This window comes from Acinetobacter johnsonii CIP 64.6 (assembly GCF_000368045.1).
GTDB classification, from domain to species: Bacteria; Pseudomonadota; Gammaproteobacteria; order Pseudomonadales; family Moraxellaceae; genus Acinetobacter; species Acinetobacter johnsonii.
The window spans coordinates 237,276-256,835 of sequence record NZ_KB849235.1 but is presented as its reverse complement, the minus strand read 5'-3'; the positions used below and the strand labels follow the sequence as shown (position 1 = coordinate 256,835).

The 19,560-nt window shown below is 39.9% G+C and carries 17 protein-coding genes and 4 pseudogenes; 12 read left to right on the top strand and 9 right to left on the bottom strand.

Annotation, left to right across the window (positions count from 1 at the left end; translation table 11 throughout):
* Positions 1-163, bottom strand: a pseudogene (locus F986_RS17805) (IS5/IS1182 family transposase); the annotation flags it as partial.
* A gap of 56 nt (positions 164-219) precedes the next feature.
* Here F986_RS17805 and F986_RS07015 point away from each other — a divergent pair.
* Positions 220-1,017: pseudogene (locus tag F986_RS07015) on the top strand (IS3 family transposase); the annotation flags it as partial.
* Between the two features lie 35 nt (positions 1,018-1,052).
* Here the strand turns inward: F986_RS07015 and F986_RS07010 are convergent.
* Positions 1,053-1,631, bottom strand: a complete 579-nt coding sequence (locus tag F986_RS07010; protein ID WP_004693499.1) for a PAS domain-containing protein — start codon at positions 1,629-1,631, stop codon at positions 1,053-1,055.
* A gap of 520 nt (positions 1,632-2,151) precedes the next feature.
* On the opposite strand from F986_RS07010, the gene F986_RS07005 reads away from it, so the two are divergent.
* Together F986_RS07005 and dusB are read left to right on the top strand one after the other, a co-directional pair.
* On the top strand, positions 2,152-2,658 hold the full coding sequence (locus tag F986_RS07005; protein WP_004693497.1) for a cytochrome b: 507 nt from the start codon (positions 2,152-2,154) through the stop codon (positions 2,656-2,658).
* A gap of 150 nt (positions 2,659-2,808) precedes the next feature.
* Complete coding sequence (dusB, locus tag F986_RS07000; RefSeq protein WP_004693495.1) at positions 2,809-3,834, top strand: tRNA dihydrouridine synthase DusB; 1,026 nt, start codon at positions 2,809-2,811, stop codon at positions 3,832-3,834.
* 40 nt (positions 3,835-3,874) lie between these two features.
* On the opposite strand, the gene F986_RS06995 is transcribed toward dusB, so the two are convergent.
* On the bottom strand, positions 3,875-4,927 hold the full coding sequence (locus tag F986_RS06995) for an NAD(P)H-dependent flavin oxidoreductase (RefSeq protein ID WP_004693493.1): 1,053 nt from the start codon (positions 4,925-4,927) through the stop codon (positions 3,875-3,877).
* Between the two features lie 206 nt (positions 4,928-5,133).
* On the opposite strand from F986_RS06995, the gene F986_RS06990 reads away from it, so the two are divergent.
* Together F986_RS06990 and F986_RS06985 are read left to right on the top strand one after the other, a co-directional pair.
* Positions 5,134-6,393, top strand: a complete 1,260-nt coding sequence (locus F986_RS06990) for a putative DNA modification/repair radical SAM protein (protein ID WP_004693491.1) — start codon at positions 5,134-5,136, stop codon at positions 6,391-6,393.
* 1 nt (position 6,394) lies between these two features.
* On the top strand, positions 6,395-7,171 hold the full coding sequence (locus F986_RS06985) for a TIGR03915 family putative DNA repair protein (RefSeq protein ID WP_004693490.1): 777 nt from the start codon (positions 6,395-6,397) through the stop codon (positions 7,169-7,171).
* Between the two features lie 284 nt (positions 7,172-7,455).
* On the opposite strand, the gene F986_RS06980 is transcribed toward F986_RS06985, so the two are convergent.
* The 3 genes from F986_RS06980 to ahpF form a co-directional block, all read right to left on the bottom strand.
* A complete protein-coding gene (locus F986_RS06980; RefSeq protein ID WP_004693487.1) occupies positions 7,456-8,154 on the bottom strand; it encodes a VIT1/CCC1 transporter family protein in 699 nt (232 codons plus the stop codon).
* 119 nt (positions 8,155-8,273) lie between these two features.
* Entirely contained in the window at positions 8,274-8,615 is a 342-nt protein-coding gene (locus tag F986_RS06975; RefSeq protein WP_004693485.1) for a hypothetical protein, read from the bottom strand.
* Positions 8,616-8,795: 180 nt separating this feature from the next.
* Positions 8,796-10,361, bottom strand: a complete 1,566-nt coding sequence (gene ahpF, locus F986_RS06970) for an alkyl hydroperoxide reductase subunit F (protein ID WP_004693484.1) — start codon at positions 10,359-10,361, stop codon at positions 8,796-8,798.
* Between the two features lie 238 nt (positions 10,362-10,599).
* Here ahpF and F986_RS06965 point away from each other — a divergent pair, with 238 nt between their 5' ends.
* A complete protein-coding gene (locus F986_RS06965) occupies positions 10,600-10,818 on the top strand; it encodes a DUF1653 domain-containing protein (protein ID WP_004693482.1) in 219 nt (72 codons plus the stop codon).
* 30 nt (positions 10,819-10,848) lie between these two features.
* Positions 10,849-11,454, top strand: coding sequence for an O-methyltransferase (locus tag F986_RS06960; protein WP_004693480.1), 606 nt, complete (start codon positions 10,849-10,851; stop codon positions 11,452-11,454).
* 25 nt (positions 11,455-11,479) lie between these two features.
* On the opposite strand, the gene F986_RS06955 is transcribed toward F986_RS06960, so the two are convergent.
* Together F986_RS06955 and F986_RS06950 are read right to left on the bottom strand one after the other, a co-directional pair.
* The gene (locus F986_RS06955; protein ID WP_004693478.1) at positions 11,480-11,683 is read right to left on the bottom strand and encodes a KTSC domain-containing protein; all 204 of its coding nucleotides are present in this window, start codon (positions 11,681-11,683) and stop codon (positions 11,480-11,482) included.
* A 138-nt stretch (positions 11,684-11,821) separates the two neighbouring features.
* Entirely contained in the window at positions 11,822-13,252 is a 1,431-nt protein-coding gene (locus F986_RS06950; RefSeq protein WP_004693476.1) for a pyridoxal phosphate-dependent aminotransferase, read from the bottom strand.
* Between the two features lie 228 nt (positions 13,253-13,480).
* Here F986_RS06950 and msrB point away from each other — a divergent pair, with 228 nt between their 5' ends.
* The 5 genes and pseudogenes from msrB (at position 13,481) to F986_RS06920 (ending at position 18,314) form a co-directional block, all read left to right on the top strand.
* The gene (gene msrB / locus F986_RS06945; protein ID WP_004693474.1) at positions 13,481-13,900 is read left to right on the top strand and encodes a peptide-methionine (R)-S-oxide reductase MsrB; all 420 of its coding nucleotides are present in this window, start codon (positions 13,481-13,483) and stop codon (positions 13,898-13,900) included.
* Positions 13,897-14,379, top strand: a complete 483-nt coding sequence (locus F986_RS06940) for a glutathione peroxidase (RefSeq protein WP_004693471.1) — start codon at positions 13,897-13,899, stop codon at positions 14,377-14,379. The genes msrB and F986_RS06940 overlap by 4 nt, the downstream gene beginning before the upstream one ends.
* 21 nt (positions 14,380-14,400) lie before the next feature.
* Positions 14,401-15,251, top strand: a pseudogene (locus F986_RS06935) (AraC family transcriptional regulator).
* 47 nt (positions 15,252-15,298) lie between these two features.
* The gene (locus F986_RS06930; RefSeq protein ID WP_004693466.1) at positions 15,299-15,922 is read left to right on the top strand and encodes a LysE family translocator; all 624 of its coding nucleotides are present in this window, start codon (positions 15,299-15,301) and stop codon (positions 15,920-15,922) included.
* 169 nt (positions 15,923-16,091) lie between these two features.
* Positions 16,092-18,314, top strand: a pseudogene (locus F986_RS06920) (TonB-dependent receptor).
* Between the two features lie 58 nt (positions 18,315-18,372).
* On the opposite strand, the gene dapC reads toward F986_RS06920, so the two are convergent.
* The gene (gene dapC, locus F986_RS06915) at positions 18,373-19,542 is read right to left on the bottom strand and encodes a succinyldiaminopimelate transaminase (protein WP_004693458.1); all 1,170 of its coding nucleotides are present in this window, start codon (positions 19,540-19,542) and stop codon (positions 18,373-18,375) included.
* Positions 19,543-19,560 lie beyond the last annotated feature (18 nt).

Sequence of the window (19,560 nt, the reverse complement as noted above, 5' to 3'; positions counted from 1 at the left end):
CTGCGTCGGAGTAGGTTTGATTTCGCCCTTGTTTGCCTTTTGATGGCGCATACCATTGCGTAGCAGGATCAAACCAAATGGCAATATTTCCGCGACTCATGAGTGCTCGGTTATATGCGGGCCAATTGGTTGTGCGGTAGATTTTGTGTGTAGGCTTCTTCATTTGAAAATTATATCGCTAAAAAAGCCTTTACAGATAGGTTTGTGCAACAAAGCCTACAGAACCCTGAAAAGCGTTCGAAACGAGATTTACACGATCAACATTATGCTGAGCAAATTAAGTTAATTTGGCAAGAGAGCCATGGGCGTTATGGCATTCGTAAAGTTTGGCAACAACTTAAACAAGAAGGATATTCTATTGCCCGCTGCACGGTAACACGCTTGATGAAACAACTTGAAATACAAGGTGTATGGCGTGGTAAGAATAAGCGTACGACACATCATGATGATCAGCAAAAAAGAGCTGATGATTTAGTTAAGCGTGATTTCACAGCTCAACATCCCAACAACCTTTGGGTCGCTGACTTTACCTATATTCAGACTCATTCTGGGGGGGTATATACGGCATTTATCATTGATGTGTTCTCACGAGCAATCGTTGGTTGGAAAGTTTCCACCCGAATGAATACCGATATGGTACTTCATGCCCTTGAGCATGCACTCAATAGTCGGGGTATGCCTAAGAATGTGATTCATCATAGTGACCGAGGGGTGCAGTATCTTTCAATCCGCTATACTCAGCGATTGGAAACTGCGAACTTAAGAGCCTCTGTAGGAACAACGGGAGACTCGTATGATAATGCACTGGCTGAAACAGTGAATGGTTTATATAAAACGGAGGTGATTGAATATTTGAAATCTGATTGGTTAGGCTTAGCTGATGTTGAATTAGCTACATTGAATTGGGTAGACTGGTTTAACAAAAAGCGGCTACATAGTTCTATTGGCTATGTTTCACCATTTGAGTTTGAAAATATGTACTATGATAAAATCAACACCTTAGATTGTGTTGCATAACTTAAATAAACTGTCTCCGATATAGTCGGTACGGTTCATAATTTTGTGATAGGTTCATCTTTTAAATCTGCTAGGGTGTAGCCCGAGAGTTCCTCTGCGGCATGATTCATAAATTTAATTTTAGCTTGATCATCCGTGATCACTATCGTATCGGGTGTTGTATTGATCGCTGCAACCAGCATCGCTTGATATTTAAGACTTTCGTTTTTTTCCGTGATATCCCGTTGAACGGATACAAAATGGGTGATTTCATCTGTTTCAGTTTTAATCGGGGAGATGTTCCATTCTACAGCGTACGGTGTTTTATCTTTACGATAATTAATCGTATTATTATGGAAAAATAGTCCATTAGATATGCAATCTTTTAATTCCTGAATCACGGTTAGATCTGTCTCAGGCCCTTGTAAGATACGGGGTGATTGTCCAATTAACTCTTCTTCGCTATAACCTGTCATTTCACAAAATGCTGGATTGCAGAAAAGGATGTGTGGGCCCTTATTATTAAAACATGCATCTGTAATGACGATCGCATTAAATGATTGCTGAATAGCCATAGCCATTAAACTATTTAATTCAGTCGCTGTTAATTTTTTGTGTTCAGAATATTGAGGCATATTGGAGTGAATCACTATGTTTCTTTATTGTTGTACCTATTCTTATTAATATCATAAATTAGGCTTTAAATTAATGAATAATGCTGATTTATAATTTATACAATATAATCAATAGTCTATAAAATTATTTGTATGGTTGCCTTTGTCATGTACTGGAAGATTCAATTATCGATGAATTTATGAACGCTCTAAAAGATATTAGGGTTGTTGCTACGGATATAATAATAAATTAAAGATAGCAGAATATTGTGATCAGAAAAGATGATGTAGCACAAATGTTCAACCAGAAATTTACAAAGGATGTAAGGAATATCTGAAGAGATGAAGGATATTGTGCTTTAAAAATACTTCAATCTACAAGATGTTGGAAATAGTGGATAGGCAGTCAATTGATTTTTAAGGTTTAATTAAATCCTAGCCTGAATAAAAAAGCTGAGCATTCTATTTTTCTTTACATTTTTCATTTAAGCTTTTTTTAACAGCTCCGTTTTATAAAAATATTTAAAACTTAGGAAAAGCGATGAAGAATAACTATCCAAAACCTATAATAATCATGCATTGGATTACCTTTGCTTTAGTTGCAATGGTGTATCTGACTGCAGGTGATCCCACAATAACAGACTGGAAAGGCCAGATTCATGTTGCAGGTGGGATTTTAATATTTATTTTATTTCTCTTGAGATTGAGTTTTGTTTTTCTGTATAGAAAAAGTATTCCTAAAACTGAAATAATTAATTCTTACCAGATAATGTTATTTAAAACGGTCAGATTTTTCCTTTACTTAAGCCTATGTATTGTTCCAATTGCGGGTTGGATGACATTATCGAGTTTTACTGATAATTTCCAAGTTTTATCGTTAAATTTACCGCTTTTGAGCACTGTTTGGGGGAGTGACTATATTGCAGATGCGCATCAATTTTTAGGGAATCTCTTTATTGCACTCGTGGGTTTACATGCCTGTGCGGCATTGATTCACCACTTCATTTTCAAAGATAATGTCTTAAAAAGTATGCTTTTTAAAAAATGATGTGATTTAGAGGCTATCTGATGGTTGCCTTTTAGATTCGTCTAGCTTTTTTATATTATGAGTATTTCATAGTCACAGAGCAGATGATAAAAGATGAGCCGAAAGAGCAGATGCAGTATACTGTGCTGGTCGAAAAAGTGATGAATTCATATGTATATTGGTCCGTATCAACTGTCAAATAATTTGATTGTTGCTCCGATGGCAGGCGTAACTGACCGCCCATTTAGGTCTCTGTGCAAATACTTTGGTGCAGGGCATGCTGTCAGTGAAATGATGGCATCAGATCAAACATTACGGATGAGTAAAAAAAGCTTATATCGTGCTAACTTTGATGGTGAATTGGCACCGATTTCAGCGCAAATTGCGGGATCAGACCCTAAAGATTTGGCTGAAGCTGCACGATATCAGGTCTCAAATGGTGCTCAAATTGTGGACATTAATATGGGGTGTCCTGCCAAGAAAGTCTGTAATAAGCTGGCGGGTTCTGCACTTTTAAAAGATGAAGACTTGGTGGCTCGAATTTTGGATGAAGTTGTGGCTGCAGTTGATGTACCTGTCACACTTAAAACTCGTTTGGGTTTTTTGAATGGTCATGAAAATATCTTACGTGTAGCGAAACGTGCGGAAGAGGCGGGTATTGCCGCGTTGGCGTTGCATGGGCGCACCCGTGAAGACATGTATTTGAATACGGCTCGTTATGATTTGATTAAAGAAGTAAAACAGCTCATTCGTATACCAGTGGTTGCCAATGGGGATATTGATAGTCCAGAAAAAGCCAAATATGTACTCGATTATACCGGTGCAGATGCAATTATGATTGGTCGCGCTGCGCAAGGGCGTCCATGGATTTTTCGTGAGATCGCACATTATTTGGAGACAGGTGAACATTTGGCTGCACCAAGTATTCAAGAAGTAAAAGAAGTTCTACTTGGACATCTTGGCGAATTGTATGCATTTTATGGGGAATACTCTGGCTGCCGAATTGCACGTAAACATATTGCTTGGTACACCAAAGGTTTACGTTCAAGTAATGAGTTTCGTCAGAACATGTACAAAGTGGAAAGTACAACTGAACAATTTAAAGTGGTCGCAGACTACTTTGACCAATTACTTATTCATGGTGAAACCATGAATGACGTACAAGTTGAACAGGTCAATTTATTGGAAACTAAATAAATAAAGCTCCATTTATGGAGCTTTAAGTGAATAATATGACTTAATAGCTGACTTGTTGCATTTCAACCAACAGTTGGTTAATTAAGTCAGGTGCTTCCATGGCACGAATTTGAGAAACATTCGTGCCTGCCCAAAATGCACCAAAACCTTGATCACCTTGTTTAGTCGCTGCGGCATGTAATTGTTTCCCTAGATCATAACAGTATGGGTATGCAGCAACTGCAGGGCGGTTCGGTAGATCAATCTGGGTATGCCAGTGACCCAGTAAACCGCGCGCAGGGCGACCTGAAATACTGGCACTTATTTGTGTGATGTGCTCATGGAAAAGTGCATGACGGTAGGCCTCATTGGCATTCGATGTTTTGCATTGTACGAAAGCTGTTCCCAACTGTACCGCACTCGCGCCGAGGCTTAACATCTGCTGAGCCTGTGTACCATTCATAATGCCACCCGCAGCAATAATCGGGCACCGACAGTGCTGCGTCAGTAATTGTACGAGGTCGACCGTACGTATTGCACTATCAAAATGTTCATTAAAAATCCCGCGGTGCCCACCTGCTTCTATGCCTTGAGCAATAATAAAATCAATCCCTGCTGCTTCAATGGCCCGTGCTTCCGCTAAGTTGGTTGCAGAAACCATGGTTAAAATGCCAGCTTCTTTTAGCGCCTGTATTTGGTGCGGATGCGGAACACCGAAGTGAAAACTGACGGCTTTAGGGCGAGTTTCAAGTACGACATTTAAAAAGTCATCATTGTCCAAAAAGCTAGGATAAATACAGTGCAGTTGCGTGGGTGGTTCTGCATCGTATTGTTCAAAATTAGGTCTTACAAAATCAATCCATGTTTGTGCGATAGCTGGATCAAGTTCGACACTTTGATGACAGAAAAAATTAACTTGAAAAGGTTGTTCGGTCAGTGCTTGGGTTTTTAAAATTTGGCTACGTGCGGTTTCTGCGGTGTTTGCACCTAATCCAAGTGAGCCTAGCCCGCCTTGATTTGAAACCTCCGCCGCAAGCTCTGGTGTAGAAACACCAGCCATCGGTGCAAGGAAGATAGGATGTTTAATTTCAAGACGTTCTAATAATAAAGACATGTACTTGCTCCTTTTACATATAGACACTTTGCCCAAGCACTGCAAAATTGGCAAATAATATTCAGTATTTTCTCGAAAAATATCTAAAGCAATCACGTTTATTTTTTGGTTTTTAGCGACAGGCCATGTCGTTGGGTATGTGTATTAGTAATGCTTTTAGTCTGAAATTTTTTATACTTTTATTTTAGATTTTACCGAGGATCGTCATGACCGATCGTATCCGTGAAAAGCTACAGATTTTAGCTGATGCAGCTAAATATGACGTGTCCTGTTCGTCCAGTGGTAGCAATCGTAAAAACAAAGGCAAAGGTTTGGGGAACACAGGAAACGGTATCTGCCATAGTTATACAGAAGATGGTCGTTGTGTTTCATTGCTTAAAATTCTATTTTCAAATGTCTGTATTTTTGATTGTTCGTACTGTGTTTCTAGACGCTCTAATGATGTCAAACGAGCCGCGTTTACCGTACAAGAAGTGGTGGATTTAACCATCAACTTTTACCGCCGCAATTATATTGAAGGTTTATTTCTCAGTTCAGGTATTTTTAAATCAGCTGATTTCACTATGGAGCGAATGCTACAAGTGGTGAAAAAGTTACGCCTTGACGAGAACTTTAATGGTTATATTCATCTAAAAACGATACCAGGTGCTTCCCAAGAGATTATTACCGAGGCGGGCTTATATGTAGACCGCATGAGTATTAACTTGGAAATGCCGACAGAAGTTGGTTTAAAACAGTTTGCACCTGAGAAATCACATGCAGAAGTACAAAAGGACTTAGGCATTGTACGCGATCGCTTAATTCAGTTGACGGATGAACGGCGTGTGATTCGGCATGTACCGAAGTTTGTACCAGCGGGACAAACCACCCAAATGGTAGTGGGCGCACATCAAGAAACAGACAAAGATATTATTTTAATGGCAGATCACCATTACAAAGTGTATCAGCTCAAACGAGTGTATTTTTCAGGCTATATTCCAATCAATGAACAGGAAAAAATGCTTCCTGTTGTGGGTTCTGCTCCGCCATTATTAAGAGAAAATCGGCTGTACCAGTCGGATTGGCTCATGCGTTTCTATGGTTTTGATGCGCAGGAAATCGTGAATGATCAGCATCCGAATTTAGATTTGGACATCGACCCGAAGCTAAGCTGGGCACTGCGTAACCCTGAGCATTTCCCTGTTGATATTCAACATGCAGACTATCGTATGATTTTACGTGTTCCGGGTATAGGTGTTCAATCGGCTAAAAAAATTGTGCAAGCTCGCCGTTTTGGGCAGATTCATATCGATCAACTAAAGCGTATGGGCGTTGCTTACAATCGGGCACAGCATTTTATTCGCTGTGCAGATACGCCAAAGTTTAAAAAAGAACAACCAGCGAACCAGATTCGGCAGCACATCTTGCAATCGGGGCAATCTAAATATCAAAAACAGCTTTCACCTCAACTGGGCTTCGGTTTTTAGTATGTCGATATATCGCTTTGAACGAACAGTGACTGGACTACTGAGTTGTGTATATAGAAGCTTTCAGTTTAAAGATTTTGACGTCAAGCTTGCATCTAATAATTCCCAAGCCAGCTTGTTTGATGAGTGTATTGAGGTTGCTTCAAATGACGAACACGCAGAGCGAGTTTGGCGAGGGTTAAAGCAAAAAATTACGGCTGAAAGTCTACGATTTTTTTATTATTGCTTTCTGTCTGAGCAGGAGGAGGCACATCAACATCTTTTTAATTTCTGTATCTATGTGTTTAAAAATACACATTCTGTAGATCGTAACTATGCGCATGCGGATATATTGGCTGTTTCGCAGTGGGCCAAGCAAGTGGGCAGAGAAAAGCACCGTATGGAAGCTTTTGTCCGCTTTAAAAAATGTCAGGATGGATTGTTTTTAAGTTTGGTACAGCCAGATTTTAATGTTTTACCGCTGATAGAACGACATTTTAGAAACCGATATCAAGATCAAAGATGGTTGATTTATGATGAAAGAAGAAATTTTGGAATTTATTATGATTTGACAGCTGTGCATCAGGTGAAGATGGATGTGAATCAAATTGATCATGCACACAAAGTCGGACACAGTCAGTCCTTTAGTGTTGAATTAGATGATGATGAGCTGCTGTATGACCAGTTATGGAAAGATTATTTTAAAAGTATCAACATCGAGGCAAGAGCAAATATCAAACTACATGTGCAATATGTTCCTAAACGCTACTGGCGTTATATGAATGAAAAAACAATCTAGCGAGATGTAAGTAAGGCGTTGACTCATCATTTTCTATGATGTTTTGGGCTGTTATGGGAAGGGGAATAGACGTTAAGCAATTCATGCTAATTAAAAAATAAGCTGTTGCACCTGTAGAATTGAACTTCAATCATCAGTAATAGTGCATCTGAGTAGTGCAGAGAAAAATGTGCAAGCTTAAAGTTGATGGTAAATGATGCTGTAAATAGTAAAAAGCCCATTCAATCCATGGACTTTTTACATTTTAAATAGGTAGTCTGCTATCGCTTTTCGTGTTGTTGACGTTAAACATGCACATTAAATAGGGAGCCAATCCAACTGGCAAACAGCATCGCAAAAATTCCCCATAGTGTCACACGAAATGCACCTGTCCACATAGAAGTCCCAGAAAAGTAGCTCGATAAAGCCCCTAAACCGAATAACGATAGTACCCCTGTGAGTGCAACTGACTGAGTCAGATAACCTTGAGGGCTTAAGAGAATGGCCAACATAGGAAACAGAGCACCTAGTGAAAAGGCTAGGGCAGAAGAACCCGCGGCTTCAAGCGGCTTGGCACTGGTATTTTCATGGATGCCTATTTCATCACGAGCATGTGCAGACAGTGCATCATGTGCGCTGAGTTGTACTGCGACTTCATGTGCCAGTTTGGGTTCTAGTCCACGTTGTATATAAATTTGGGTCAGTTCTTTAAGTTCTAAGTGCGGGTTCTTATCTAATTCTCGGGCTTCATGTTTTAAATCGGCTTCTTCAATATCCGATTGAGACTTCACCGAAATATACTCACCCGCAGCCATAGAGCTTGCACCTGAAATAAGCCCGGCAATACACGTGATGAGTAAGGTATGGCTGGTTGCACCACTGGCTGCCATCCCCATAATCAAACTGGTCACTGAAATGATGCCGTCATTGGCACCCAATACCGCTGCACGTAGCCAACCAGTACGATGAATTAAATGAGGTTCAACATGGTGAGAGTAGGACATGACGATAGATCATCCTCAAATTTTAAAGTTATGATTTATTTAATAATGCATGTTTCCTCTACTATAGCACAGCCCATAAAAAAGCCTCCGAGTGGGAGGCTTTTTTAAGCTTAGAAATATTATTGTGCTTTTTCTTTCACATTAGCAGCGCCTTGTTCTACTGCACCAGCAACATGAGCTGTTGCTTCTTTAGAGGCATTTTTAACATCTTCAGCAGCAGCTTCAGTTTTCGCAGCAGCTTCGTCAGCGGCAGCACCAATTTTTGCAGCTGCTTCATCCGCTGCTTTTTGAGTGTCAGATACTGCTTCACTAGTCGCGCTATTAATATCATGACCTGCTTGTTCAGCAGCATTTTCAAGGTGTTCACCTGTCGTTGCACCTGTTTCAGGTGCTTTTTCTTTTGAACAACCCACTAAAACAACAGCAGCAGCAAGACCTAAAGCAATAAGTAATTTATTCATTTTCATATCCTTTTCGTTTTATACCCAAAAGTAGGGGTTGGGCAAAATATAATCTACTTTGAATGTAAAGCAGACTGCATTATTGTTAAAAAAATGTAATTTTTTATAAAAAACAGCGTGATAAAAAGGCTTATAAGCTGAGTTGCCTATAAGCCTATAGCAGGGAAGCGTCTGAGAGGATTACACGCCAGAACGAATAATGTAATCAAAAGCAGACAGAGATGCTTTCGCGCCTTCACCTGTGGCAATGATGATTTGCTTGTATGGCACAGTCGTACAGTCACCTGCGGCAAATACACCTTTGACATTGGTTTCGTTGCGATCGTTAATCACAATCTCACCACGGTTTGAAAGCTCAACAGCAGTCTCTTTTAAGAAATCAGTGTTTGGTAATAAACCAATTTGCACAAAGATTCCTGCAAGCTCAACCGTATGTTCTACATCAGTTGCACGGTCTTTATATTTCAATGCTGTCACTTGCTGACCATCACCCACAACTTCAGTTGAGAGTGCATTCAGGATCACCGTAGTGTTAGGCAAGCTATGCAATTTGTCTTGCAACACTTGGTCGGCACGTAGTTTGGTATCAAACTCAACCAAAGTCACATGTTCTACAATCCCAGCAAGATCAATCGCAGCTTCGACACCTGAGTTCCCCCCGCCAATTACTGCTACACGTTTGCCTTTAAACAGTGGACCATCACAGTGTGGGCAGTAGGCAACACCGCGGGTACGGTATTCTGCTTCGCCCGGCACATTCATTTCTCTCCAACGTGCACCTGTTGAAAGGATGACCGTTTTAGATTCAAGCTTCGCACCATTTTCTAAAGTGACTTCAACCAAGCCATTTGCTGTCTCATCCGCACCTTTGATGTTAGAGACACGTTGTAAGTTCATGATGTCCACACCATACTCACGTACATGTGCTTCCATTTCAGCAGCAAACTTCGGCCCTTGGGTCTTTTGAATCGAGGTATAGTTTTCAATGTCCATGGTATCCATGACTTGACCACCCATACGTTCAGCCACGATCCCTGTTTTAATACCTTTACGTGCTGCGTAGATGGCAGAAGTATTTCCCGCAGGGCCACCACCAATCACTAAAACATCAAAAGCATCTTTGGCATTGAGTTTTTCAGCTTCTTTGACTGCTGAATTGGTATCCAGTTTGGCAATAATTTCTTCCAAGGTCATACGGCCTTGACCGATATGGTTATTGTCTTGGAAGACCATCGGTACAGCCATGATTTTGCGTTCTTCAACTTCGTCTTGGAAGAATGCCCCATCAATCATAGTTGCTGTCGTGCCTGGATTGTAAATGGCAATCAGATTTAAGGCTTGCACCACGTCTGGACAGTTATGACAGCTTAAAGAGACAAATACGTCAAAGTCAGACTGAATACCCAAAGCTTTGATTGAAGCCAAAACTTCATCCGATACTTTGGGTGCATAACCAGAGGTTTGTAACAATGCCAAGATCAAAGAGGTAAACTCATGCCCCATTGGTAAACCAGCAAAGAAGACACGCGGTTGTTCACCGGCTTTTGCCACACCAAAGCTGGGTGCACGTGAGTTTTGACCATCAAAACGTGCAGTCACCAGTGGAGACAGTGCTGCAACTTCTTCAACCAATTCTTTGATTTTGTCTGATTTCTCAGAACCGTTCAAAGTCGCAACCAATTCAATCGGACCTTCTAGACGTTCAAGAAGTGTTTTTAATTGAGCTGAAGTATTTTGATCTAACATTGTTAAGCTCTCCAAAGCAGTCTATAAAATTATTTGATAGAAGAATCATAGAGTAAATCTGAAAATAGATAAAACAGTTTGTTTTTATTTTTGTAATCGATTTTATAGATTTAAAGATATTTTCTTCAATCATTTCATAAAGCTATATGGGGGATTTAAATGATTTTTCAAGTGATTTGCAGTTTAAGCATTATAAATTAGGTATGATCAAGACAGTTAAAAAATAGGGAAGCAAGCGATGCAATTACAGCGCGGTATCTATCAGCATTATAAAGGGCAACTGTATCAAGTTTTACATGTAGCGACGCATAGTGAAACCGAAGAAAAACTGGTGGTTTATCAGTGTTTATATGGTGATTATTCGATTTGGGTACGTCCACTTGCCATGTTTACTGAAACGGTAATGCTAGAAGATGACCGTGAGGTTGAGCGCTTTAAACTGATTCAAGAAGTATAAACAACGCTAAGTAAAGTAGAGGGGGATTGGATGATGCATGCAGAATTTTTGAGTAAAGTATCGGCTTTATATCAACGCTTTCAAGAACATGACAGTACGCAAGCAGATCGTATTGCGCGCTTTCGCAATATTGAGCCTGAGTCTGCACAATTTTTGGCGCAACTGGTGCATATTCAACAGCCTGAGCAGATATTAGAAATAGGTACATCAACAGGTTACTCAACCTTATGGTTGGCTTATGCTGCGCAACAAGTGAATGCTCGATTAACCACTTTAGAAATTGATGCTGAGAGAAGTCAACAAGCCGCTAGCCATCTTGCGGATTTCAATTTATCCAATGGTGTTGAGTTTTGGGTGGGTGACGCAGCTGAATATTTGAAGCAGTCGCAAGCCATCTTTGATTTTATATTGCTAGATGCTGAGCGTGATGCTTATGTCGACTATTGGCCAGATTTGAAACGGCTGATGTGTGTTTCACGCGGAGTTTTGGTGGTTGATAATGTTCTATCGCATGCAGATCAAGTCATGGACTTCATCGCGCTTATTCAGCAGGACGAGCAGTTTAGCCTGTCTACATTAGCGATTGGTGCGGGCTTGTTGGTGGTGACGTGGAATCATGAAAAACAATCAGGATAAATCCTGATTGTTTGAGATTCAAAAATTAATGAATACTTAAGTGCGTAAAGTGCAAATCATATTCTAAATATTTATGAACAAAGGCTGTTTTATTATTACATCGAACTAAGTTGTTATAAATAAATTCAGGCACAGGGTGGTACAGCTCGCCTGAACCATCGGCATAGAAAATTTTTAAATAGCGTGTGGAAGCGTTGTATTTCCAAGATGTTACCGCAATTGTCCCCATAAGCGACTCCCCATCATTTACATGGAATCACAGCAATGTGGCTGCTTAATTTAAACTTATGCCAAACTTAAAAAGTGAAGTATTACAGTTTTGTAAATAAAAAAACCGTACATAAAGTACGGTTTTTTAAGTGATCAATTAACGCATTTTCGCAAGGAAACGGCCTACTCGGGTAATGGCTTCACGTAGTTCATTTTCAGCAGGTAAGAACACCACACGGAAGTGATCTGGTGTTGGCCAGTTAAAGCCTGTGCCTTGAACCAGAAGTACTTTTTCCGTACGAAGTAGATCAAGCATCAGTTTTTCATCATCCTGAACTGGATAGATTTCTGGGTCCAATTTCGGGAAGCAATACATTGCGCCTTCAGGCTTAACACATGATACACCTGGAATGTCATTCAACATTTGCCAAGCAATATTACGCTGCTCGTATAAACGACCACCCGGACGAATTAAATCATTGATTGACTGGTAGCCGCCTAAAGCAGTTTGAATGGCATACTGTGCTTGGTGGTTAGCACATAAACGCATAGAAGCGAGCATGTCTAAACCTTCAATATAGTCGACTGCACGCGACTTATCGCCTGTGATGGCCATCCAGCCTGAACGGTAACCCGCAATACGGTATGCTTTAGATAAACCATTGAAAGAGATACAGAGTTGGTCACCAGCTAATGCCGCTACAGAAACATGCTCAATACCGTCATAAACGATTTTGTCGTAAATTTCATCTGCAAACAAAATCAAATCATGCTTTTTAGCTAATGCAACGATTTGCTCAAGCACATGACGTGGATAAACTGCACCTGTTGGATTGTTTGGATTAATAATCACGATACCACGGGTGCGTGGTGTGATTTTACTCTCCATATCTATAATATCGGGATACCAGAAGTTTTCTTCATCACATTTATAGTGAATAGCTGTACCGCCTGATAAATTCACCGCAGCCGTCCAAAGCGGATAGTCAGGCATCGGCACGAGCATCTCGTCACCATCATCTAACAAGCCTTGCATCGCCATCACGATCAATTCAGAGACACCATTTCCGATATACACGTCATTAACATGCATATCTAAAATGCCTTTTTGTTGATAGTACTGACAGATCGCTTTACGCGCAGGGAAAATCCCTTTTGAGTCGGTATAACCTACTGCATTTGGTAGGTTTAAAGCCACATCATTAATAATTTCTTGAGGTGCTTCAAAGCCAAACGGTGCAGGGTTGCCAATATTGAGTTTGATAATTTTATGACCAGCTTCTTCCATTTCATTGGCCGCTCGTAACACTGGCCCACGAATGTCGTAGCATACATGCTCAAGCTTAGACGATTTTTTTATTTCGCGTGGGGTTTGGAGAGTGTTCGGCATTTTGATGTTCTCGGAAAGAGTGGAGGTCACTTTTGCATAACGATATAAATAACTTTTAAATGTTTCTGTTGTTACTAGGTCTAGATCATGTTCATCTCTAAGTAAAGCAACAATTTTTTCATGCGTAAATCCTACCTGTTGATATTGTTTAATCACAGGCAGTAGATGTTTAAAAATAACGCTCTTTTTTTGCGACATTTTTTAATCCTAAGCAAGAATGTCTATAAGAGTAACATTAAAATTGCTTCCAAAAAAGCATTTAAGAAATAAAATTGCTCACCATGTTTTTAAATTTGCTTGCTTTTTGCTTTTATTGGGATTATTGGTCTTTTGTAAATTGTGAATTAAACACTAGAAATTTTAAGATGAATCACGTAAATATGGGATTATCCTATTTTAAATAGCAAGATAGAAAGGGACCTAATCATGGGAAAGCTCAGTAAAACAGACCGAGAATGGCAAAGAGAGTTATCACCAGAGGAATTTCGCATTACGCGACAAAAGGGGACGGAGCCAGCTTTTACAGGTAAATATTGGAATACTAAACAAGCAGGGACTTACGTATGTCGCTGCTGTGGGACACCTTTATTTATTTCTGAAAATAAATATGACAGCGGTTGCGGATGGCCAAGTTTTTATAAGCCCGTAAATACAGCTGTTATAGAAGAGCATCAAGATACTTCACATGGCATGGTGCGTACAGAGATTGTATGTCATCACTGTGATGCTCATTTAGGCCATGTTTTTACAGATGGACCTGAGCCTACAGGTTTACGTTACTGTGTAAACTCGGCTTCATTAGAACTAGAAACACAAGAAAAAAGTGATGAGGATACTTATCCATGACAAACATTTATCAGTTTGAAGCGGAATTGTTAGATGGGAAAAATAAATCTTTTGCTGACTATGAGGGCGAAGTGTTGCTCATCGTCAATACGGCCAGTAAATGTGGTTTTACACCGCAATTTGCTGGACTAGAAAAAATTTATGAGCAATATCATGCACAAGGGTTTGAGGTGTTAGGCTTCCCTTGTAATCAGTTTGGGGGGCAAGATCCGGGTAGCAATGAGCAAATAGAAACGTATTGTCAGAAAAACTATGGGGTGACTTTTCCCATGTTTTCCAAAGTTGATGTTAAAGGCCCTGAAGCCCACGCCATATTCCGTTATTTAACCAATAACAGCAAAGGGATTCTCGGCAGCGGCATTAAGTGGAATTTTACAAAATTCTTGATTGGTAAAGATGGCAAAGTAATTAATCGATATGCGCCAACCACCAAGCCTGAAGCCATTCAGGCAGATATTGAAAAAGCATTACAACAATAATCTGTTGATGTGTCGTCAGTGATGAAAGAGCAAGGCGCTTCAGTTGAATTTTGGAGTGATCCCGCGCATGCCTTATGTGGAAACACGTCGGGCATGTGCAAGTCGTACTTGTTATAAAGCCCATAGTCATCCGACATTTTCAATTGGAGCGGTGGATCAAGGCAACAGTATTTTCACTAGCCATTTCGGTGGAACGCAACAAATAGACGCGGGTACTTTGGTATTGGTTCCTGCATATGTAGAACATGCGTGTAATCCTGTTCCAGATCTGGCTTGGAGCTACCAAATGATGCATTTAGATGCACATTAGTTGAATCAGTTATTACAAGAAACAGCACATAAAGATACTTATCAAGACATACCGCAGTTCAAACCCGTGCTGTATAAACAGCCTAAGATGTATCATGACTTTAGTTGTCTTAACAGTCAATTATTTGATACTTCACTGTCTTATTGGGAAAAAAACAAAGCTTAATCACAACACTTACTGAGCTTTTATTTCCATATATTCAGCTAGAATTGCTTGCTCCTCAACACTATGCACAGCAAGAGTTTAAGCAGCTTTTATCAATGATTCAGGATGCTGACGTGTTTTTATCATTAGAGCAAATGTCGCAAGAAGTCCAGTTGAGTCGGTATGCCATATTCGGCTATTTAAATCATCTTTAGGTATGACGCCGCACGCTTATCAATTGAATCATAAAATTAATGATGCACGCATCTTTTTAAAACAAGGCATGGATATAGCGCAACTGAGTTATATGCTGGGCTTTAGTGATCAAAGTCATTTTCACCGTGTTTTTAAAAGTTTAACGGGTACAACGCCTAAGCTCTATCAAAAGCAACATCGCGCAATTTTATCCAAGAGTTGATCTTAATCCGTCATTAGGCTTGTCTCACTTTTAAAGAGAGACAAGTGATGGAGCTTTTTATTGTTATTGCTGTGACGCATTTTGTGGCTTTGCTTTCTCCTGGCCCTGATTTTTTCTTGATTCTGATGACGGCATTAAACAGTGGTCAAAGAAGGGCACGATATACAGTTTTCGGTATTGTAGCTGGAAATACTTTTATTCTAGCGCTGATTTTTACTTTACTGGGGTGGCTTGGGCATATTCATGCTTATGTTCTGATATTGCTACGCGGATTAGGTGTTGCTTATTTATTGTATTTGTCTATGCAGTGTTTTCGCTATACACATCATGAAAATGTTGAATTTCAAGCGCATGACCCCACGCCTTATCAAACTAGAATTCTATGTTTTACTCAAGGTTTACAGTCAAGTTTGCTGAACCCTAAAAATATGATGTTCTATAGTAGTTTGGTATTACTGGTTTATTCAAAATTTGATGTTTATACCTTGCTTTTAATGAGTCTCTGGATGGTGAGTATGGTTCTGATGTGGAATCTATTGTTGCTTAAGTTATTGAGTTGGAAGCGCTGGAATCATTTTTTAACCCAGCGACTCAACTGGATTTATAAGATGTCAGGGTGCTGCTTTGCATTTTTTGCACTGGTTTTGCTATTAGATGGACTTATAATATGAAAATCTTAAAGTAAGACTCAATGGGTTGTCTGACGTCATAAGTTATAACAATGGAATAATTAATTCTCATTTGAATTTACAATTTAAATGAGAATTAAATCAGTTTGATTAAGACCAATTCTCATTTACTATCAGGCTCGAATTTTAGATTGATGAAAAAGGGTAGGAAATGGTTAAGCTGAAACCATTGGTGTTAATGATGGCATGTGTATCTGGGTACAGTATTTCACATGCTGCCGAAGCTCCAGTAGTCGTTGAATCTGACTCATCATCTCAGGCGAGTAATGTTGCCGCTTTGGAAACAATCCGTATAGTTGCAAGTGCTGATGCTTCTGCAAATGGTTTAATGGAAGCTTTCGCTGGTGGTCAGGTTGCAAGTGGCGGCCGAGTTGGGATTTTTGGGAATCAAAAAAATCTTGATACGCCATTTAATTTAACTAGCTATACCGATTAATATATTCAAGAGCGTCAAGCAAAGAGTGTTGGGGATGTGCTAAAAGCAGATCCGAGTGTACGTGTTGGGCGAGGATATGGTAATTTTCAAGAAAACTACTATATCCGTGGTTTTAACTTAGGGTCAGATGACACTGCTTATAATGGTTTATATTCAATATTACCGCGTCAATATATTCCAACAGAACTTTTTGAGCGTGTGGAAGTATTAAAGGGTGCCTCATCGTTTTTAAACGGTGCTATGCCAAGTAATGGTGGGATCGGTGGAGCAATCAATCTTCTACCAAAACGAGCAGGAAATGAGCCATTAAATCGGGTAACTGTAGGTACAGATTTTAATGGTGGCTATATCTCAAATGATATTTCACGACGTTTTGGTGAAGATCAGCAATTTGGAGTACGAGTAAACACCGCCTACCATGATGGAAATACGTCTGTTGATGATGAAAAGAAATCATTAGGGCTTGCTACTATTGGACTAGATTATAGTGGTGAGGGCCTACGCCTTTCGGGTGATATGGGCTATAGCAACAATCGCTTAAATGCAACGCGACCAAATGTAACATTGGGTGCTGGGTTAACGTTGGTACCAAAGGCTATTGATAGTTCTAGTAATTATGCTCAAAAATGGTCTTATTCAAATGAAGAGAATATTTTTGGAAGTTACCGTGCGGAATATGATTTTAATGATGCACTAACTGCATATGCAGCATATGGTTTCCGTCATGGCGAAGAACAAAACTCACTGGCAAGCTACACATTAAGAAATGCTTCAACAGGTGCTAGTACACTCTACCGTTTTGACAATGCTCGTGTAGACATGGTCAATACAGGTGAGGTTGGGGTACGTGGAAAGTTCGATACAGGTTCAATTAAACATAATTTAGTTGTTTCTGGATCAGCATTTCAACTAAATACGAGAAATGCCTATTTTATGGATTCAGGGAATCCATTGAACTCTAATATTTATCATCCTATTCAACATGACCGACCTGCTGCTTTAACACCAGCATTCTCAGGTGGAGATATGGATAGTCCGAAATTGACCACTCGGACGCGCTTAAGAAGTGTTGCTATTGGGGATAATCTGACTGCATTAGATGATAAATTAATTATCATGTTGGGTGCGCGTTATCAGCAGATTCTCCAAGATACATATAATTATTCTCAAGTGAAAACAGGGGCATATGATGAGAGTAAATGGACGCCTGCACTTGGAGTAACCTATAAAATTACTCCAGAAGTTTCAGTTTATGCCAACTACATTGAATCTTTAGCGAAAGGTCTAACAAATACAACTGGTGGTGTGACCACATCGATTAAACCGTTTGTGGCTGAACAGAAAGAAGTAGGTGCCAAATATGAAAATGACCATCTTGGGGTGACATTAAGTTTATTTGATATTAATAAACAACGTGGCATTATGCAAAATGGTGTATTTAGTGATTCTGGTGAATACGTTCATCGGGGGGTAGAACTGAGCAGTTATGGAAAGCTTACAGACTCCTTGACTGTTTTAGGTGGTGTAACGTGGATGCATGCGACGCAAGAGAATACTGGCTCAGCTACTTATGATGGAAATTATGAAGTAGGGGTTCCAAAGTTTCAGGCGAACCTAGGCACAAATTGGAAATTACCACTCCCGCAAGATATTTCTTTAAATGCCCAATTGACTTATACAGGTTCAACTTATGCAAGTTTGGACAATAATTTGAAAGTTAAGGATTGGACTACGCTTGATTTAGGTGCAAGTTATAGAACTCAGTTTGGTCAAACCCCAACAACATTTAACTTCCTTGTGAATAATGTATTTGATCAGGATTATTGGGGTTCTGTTGGTCTATATGACAATATTAACAATACAAGCAACACTAATAATGGCTATTTAGTTGCTGGTTTACCTCGTACATTCATGCTTAGTGCATCATTTGATTTTTAATCGAAGAAAAAAAAGAAAACCTCCGCTACAGGAGGTTTTCTTTTTTAGATGAACTTATTTATAAAATTGCTTTTAAGCGCGAAATGACTTGCTCACACTGTGCAAGATCGGCGACTAGAGCAAGACGCACATGGTTTTCGCCTGGGTTGCCTTGCTCAGTATTGCGTGACAAGTAACGCCCTGGAAGTACTTTGACATGTGCTTTCTCCATCAGCATTTTTGCAAAAGTTTCGTCATTATCTACTTTTAACCAATAGTAAAAACCTGCATCTGGTTTTTGTAGGGGCAGTATATGGCCCAATTCCTTTTGAAATAAATCAAATTTTGCACGATATTGCACACGATTTTCTTCAACATGCGCTTCGTCATCCCATGCTGCAATCGAAGCCAATTGGTGCTGTACAGGCATCGCCGCACCATGATAGGTACGGTATTGTAAATAAGGCTTGAGTAAAGCTGCATCACCAGCGACAAAGCCAGAACGCATACCCGGTAAGTTTGAGCGTTTAGACAGTGAGTGGAATACGACACAGTTTTTGTAGTCGTCTCGGCCTATTTCAGCACAAACTTCGAGTAGGCCCACAGGTGCAGTATCAAACCAAAGCTCTGAATAGCATTCATCCGATGCAATCACAAAACCATATTGGTCTGAAAGTTCGATTAATTTTTTGAATTGTTCTTTTGATAAAACCGCACCTGTTGGGTTACCAGGTGTGCAAACAAATAACAGGGCTGTTTTCTCCCAGACTTCAGCAGGCACAGCATCAAAGTCACCGAGATAACCATTTTCTTCGGTGCAATTTACAAAATACGGTTTTGCCCCAGCAAGTAAGGCTGCACCTTCATAAATTTGGTAGAACGGGTTAGGCATAACCACATAAGGCGCATCTTCACGATTTACCAATGCCTGCACAAAAGAGAAAATTGCTTCACGTGTGCCCGAAACAGGCAATATATTGTTTTCTGCACTAATCTGATTGAGTTGAAAACGACGGGTCAGCCAATTTGCAATACTGGTGCGTAATTCGGGTATACCTTTACTGTTTGGATAGGTCGATAAATGCTGAAAATTATCGATAATGGCTTGTTTCACAAACTCGGGTGCAGGATGCTTAGGCTCACCAATCGAGAGTGGAATGAGGGGTAAGTCTGCGGGAGTAATATCCTGAAATAGTTTATTCAACTTTTCAAAAGGATAAGGATGTAAAAGGGATAAACTCGAGTTCATGAAACAAAATACCAGTGT

Coding starts and splice junctions, on each gene's coding strand:
- F986_RS07010 (WP_004693499.1), bottom strand. CDS start 1,631: ATGCCTCAATATTCTGAACACAAAAAATTAACAGCGACTGAATTAAAT.
- F986_RS07005 (WP_004693497.1), top strand. CDS start 2,152: ATGAAGAATAACTATCCAAAACCTATAATAATCATGCATTGGATTACC.
- dusB (WP_004693495.1), top strand. CDS start 2,809: ATGTATATTGGTCCGTATCAACTGTCAAATAATTTGATTGTTGCTCCG.
- F986_RS06995 (WP_004693493.1), bottom strand. CDS start 4,927: ATGTCTTTATTATTAGAACGTCTTGAAATTAAACATCCTATCTTCCTT.
- F986_RS06990 (WP_004693491.1), top strand. CDS start 5,134: ATGACCGATCGTATCCGTGAAAAGCTACAGATTTTAGCTGATGCAGCT.
- F986_RS06985 (WP_004693490.1), top strand. CDS start 6,395: ATGTCGATATATCGCTTTGAACGAACAGTGACTGGACTACTGAGTTGT.
- F986_RS06980 (WP_004693487.1), bottom strand. CDS start 8,154: ATGTCCTACTCTCACCATGTTGAACCTCATTTAATTCATCGTACTGGT.
- F986_RS06975 (WP_004693485.1), bottom strand. CDS start 8,615: ATGAATAAATTACTTATTGCTTTAGGTCTTGCTGCTGCTGTTGTTTTA.
- ahpF (WP_004693484.1), bottom strand. CDS start 10,361: ATGTTAGATCAAAATACTTCAGCTCAATTAAAAACACTTCTTGAACGT.
- F986_RS06965 (WP_004693482.1), top strand. CDS start 10,600: ATGCAATTACAGCGCGGTATCTATCAGCATTATAAAGGGCAACTGTAT.
- F986_RS06960 (WP_004693480.1), top strand. CDS start 10,849: ATGATGCATGCAGAATTTTTGAGTAAAGTATCGGCTTTATATCAACGC.
- F986_RS06955 (WP_004693478.1), bottom strand. CDS start 11,683: ATGGGGACAATTGCGGTAACATCTTGGAAATACAACGCTTCCACACGC.
- F986_RS06950 (WP_004693476.1), bottom strand. CDS start 13,252: ATGTCGCAAAAAAAGAGCGTTATTTTTAAACATCTACTGCCTGTGATT.
- msrB (WP_004693474.1), top strand. CDS start 13,481: ATGGGAAAGCTCAGTAAAACAGACCGAGAATGGCAAAGAGAGTTATCA.
- F986_RS06940 (WP_004693471.1), top strand. CDS start 13,897: ATGACAAACATTTATCAGTTTGAAGCGGAATTGTTAGATGGGAAAAAT.
- F986_RS06930 (WP_004693466.1), top strand. CDS start 15,299: ATGGAGCTTTTTATTGTTATTGCTGTGACGCATTTTGTGGCTTTGCTT.
- dapC (WP_004693458.1), bottom strand. CDS start 19,542: ATGAACTCGAGTTTATCCCTTTTACATCCTTATCCTTTTGAAAAGTTG.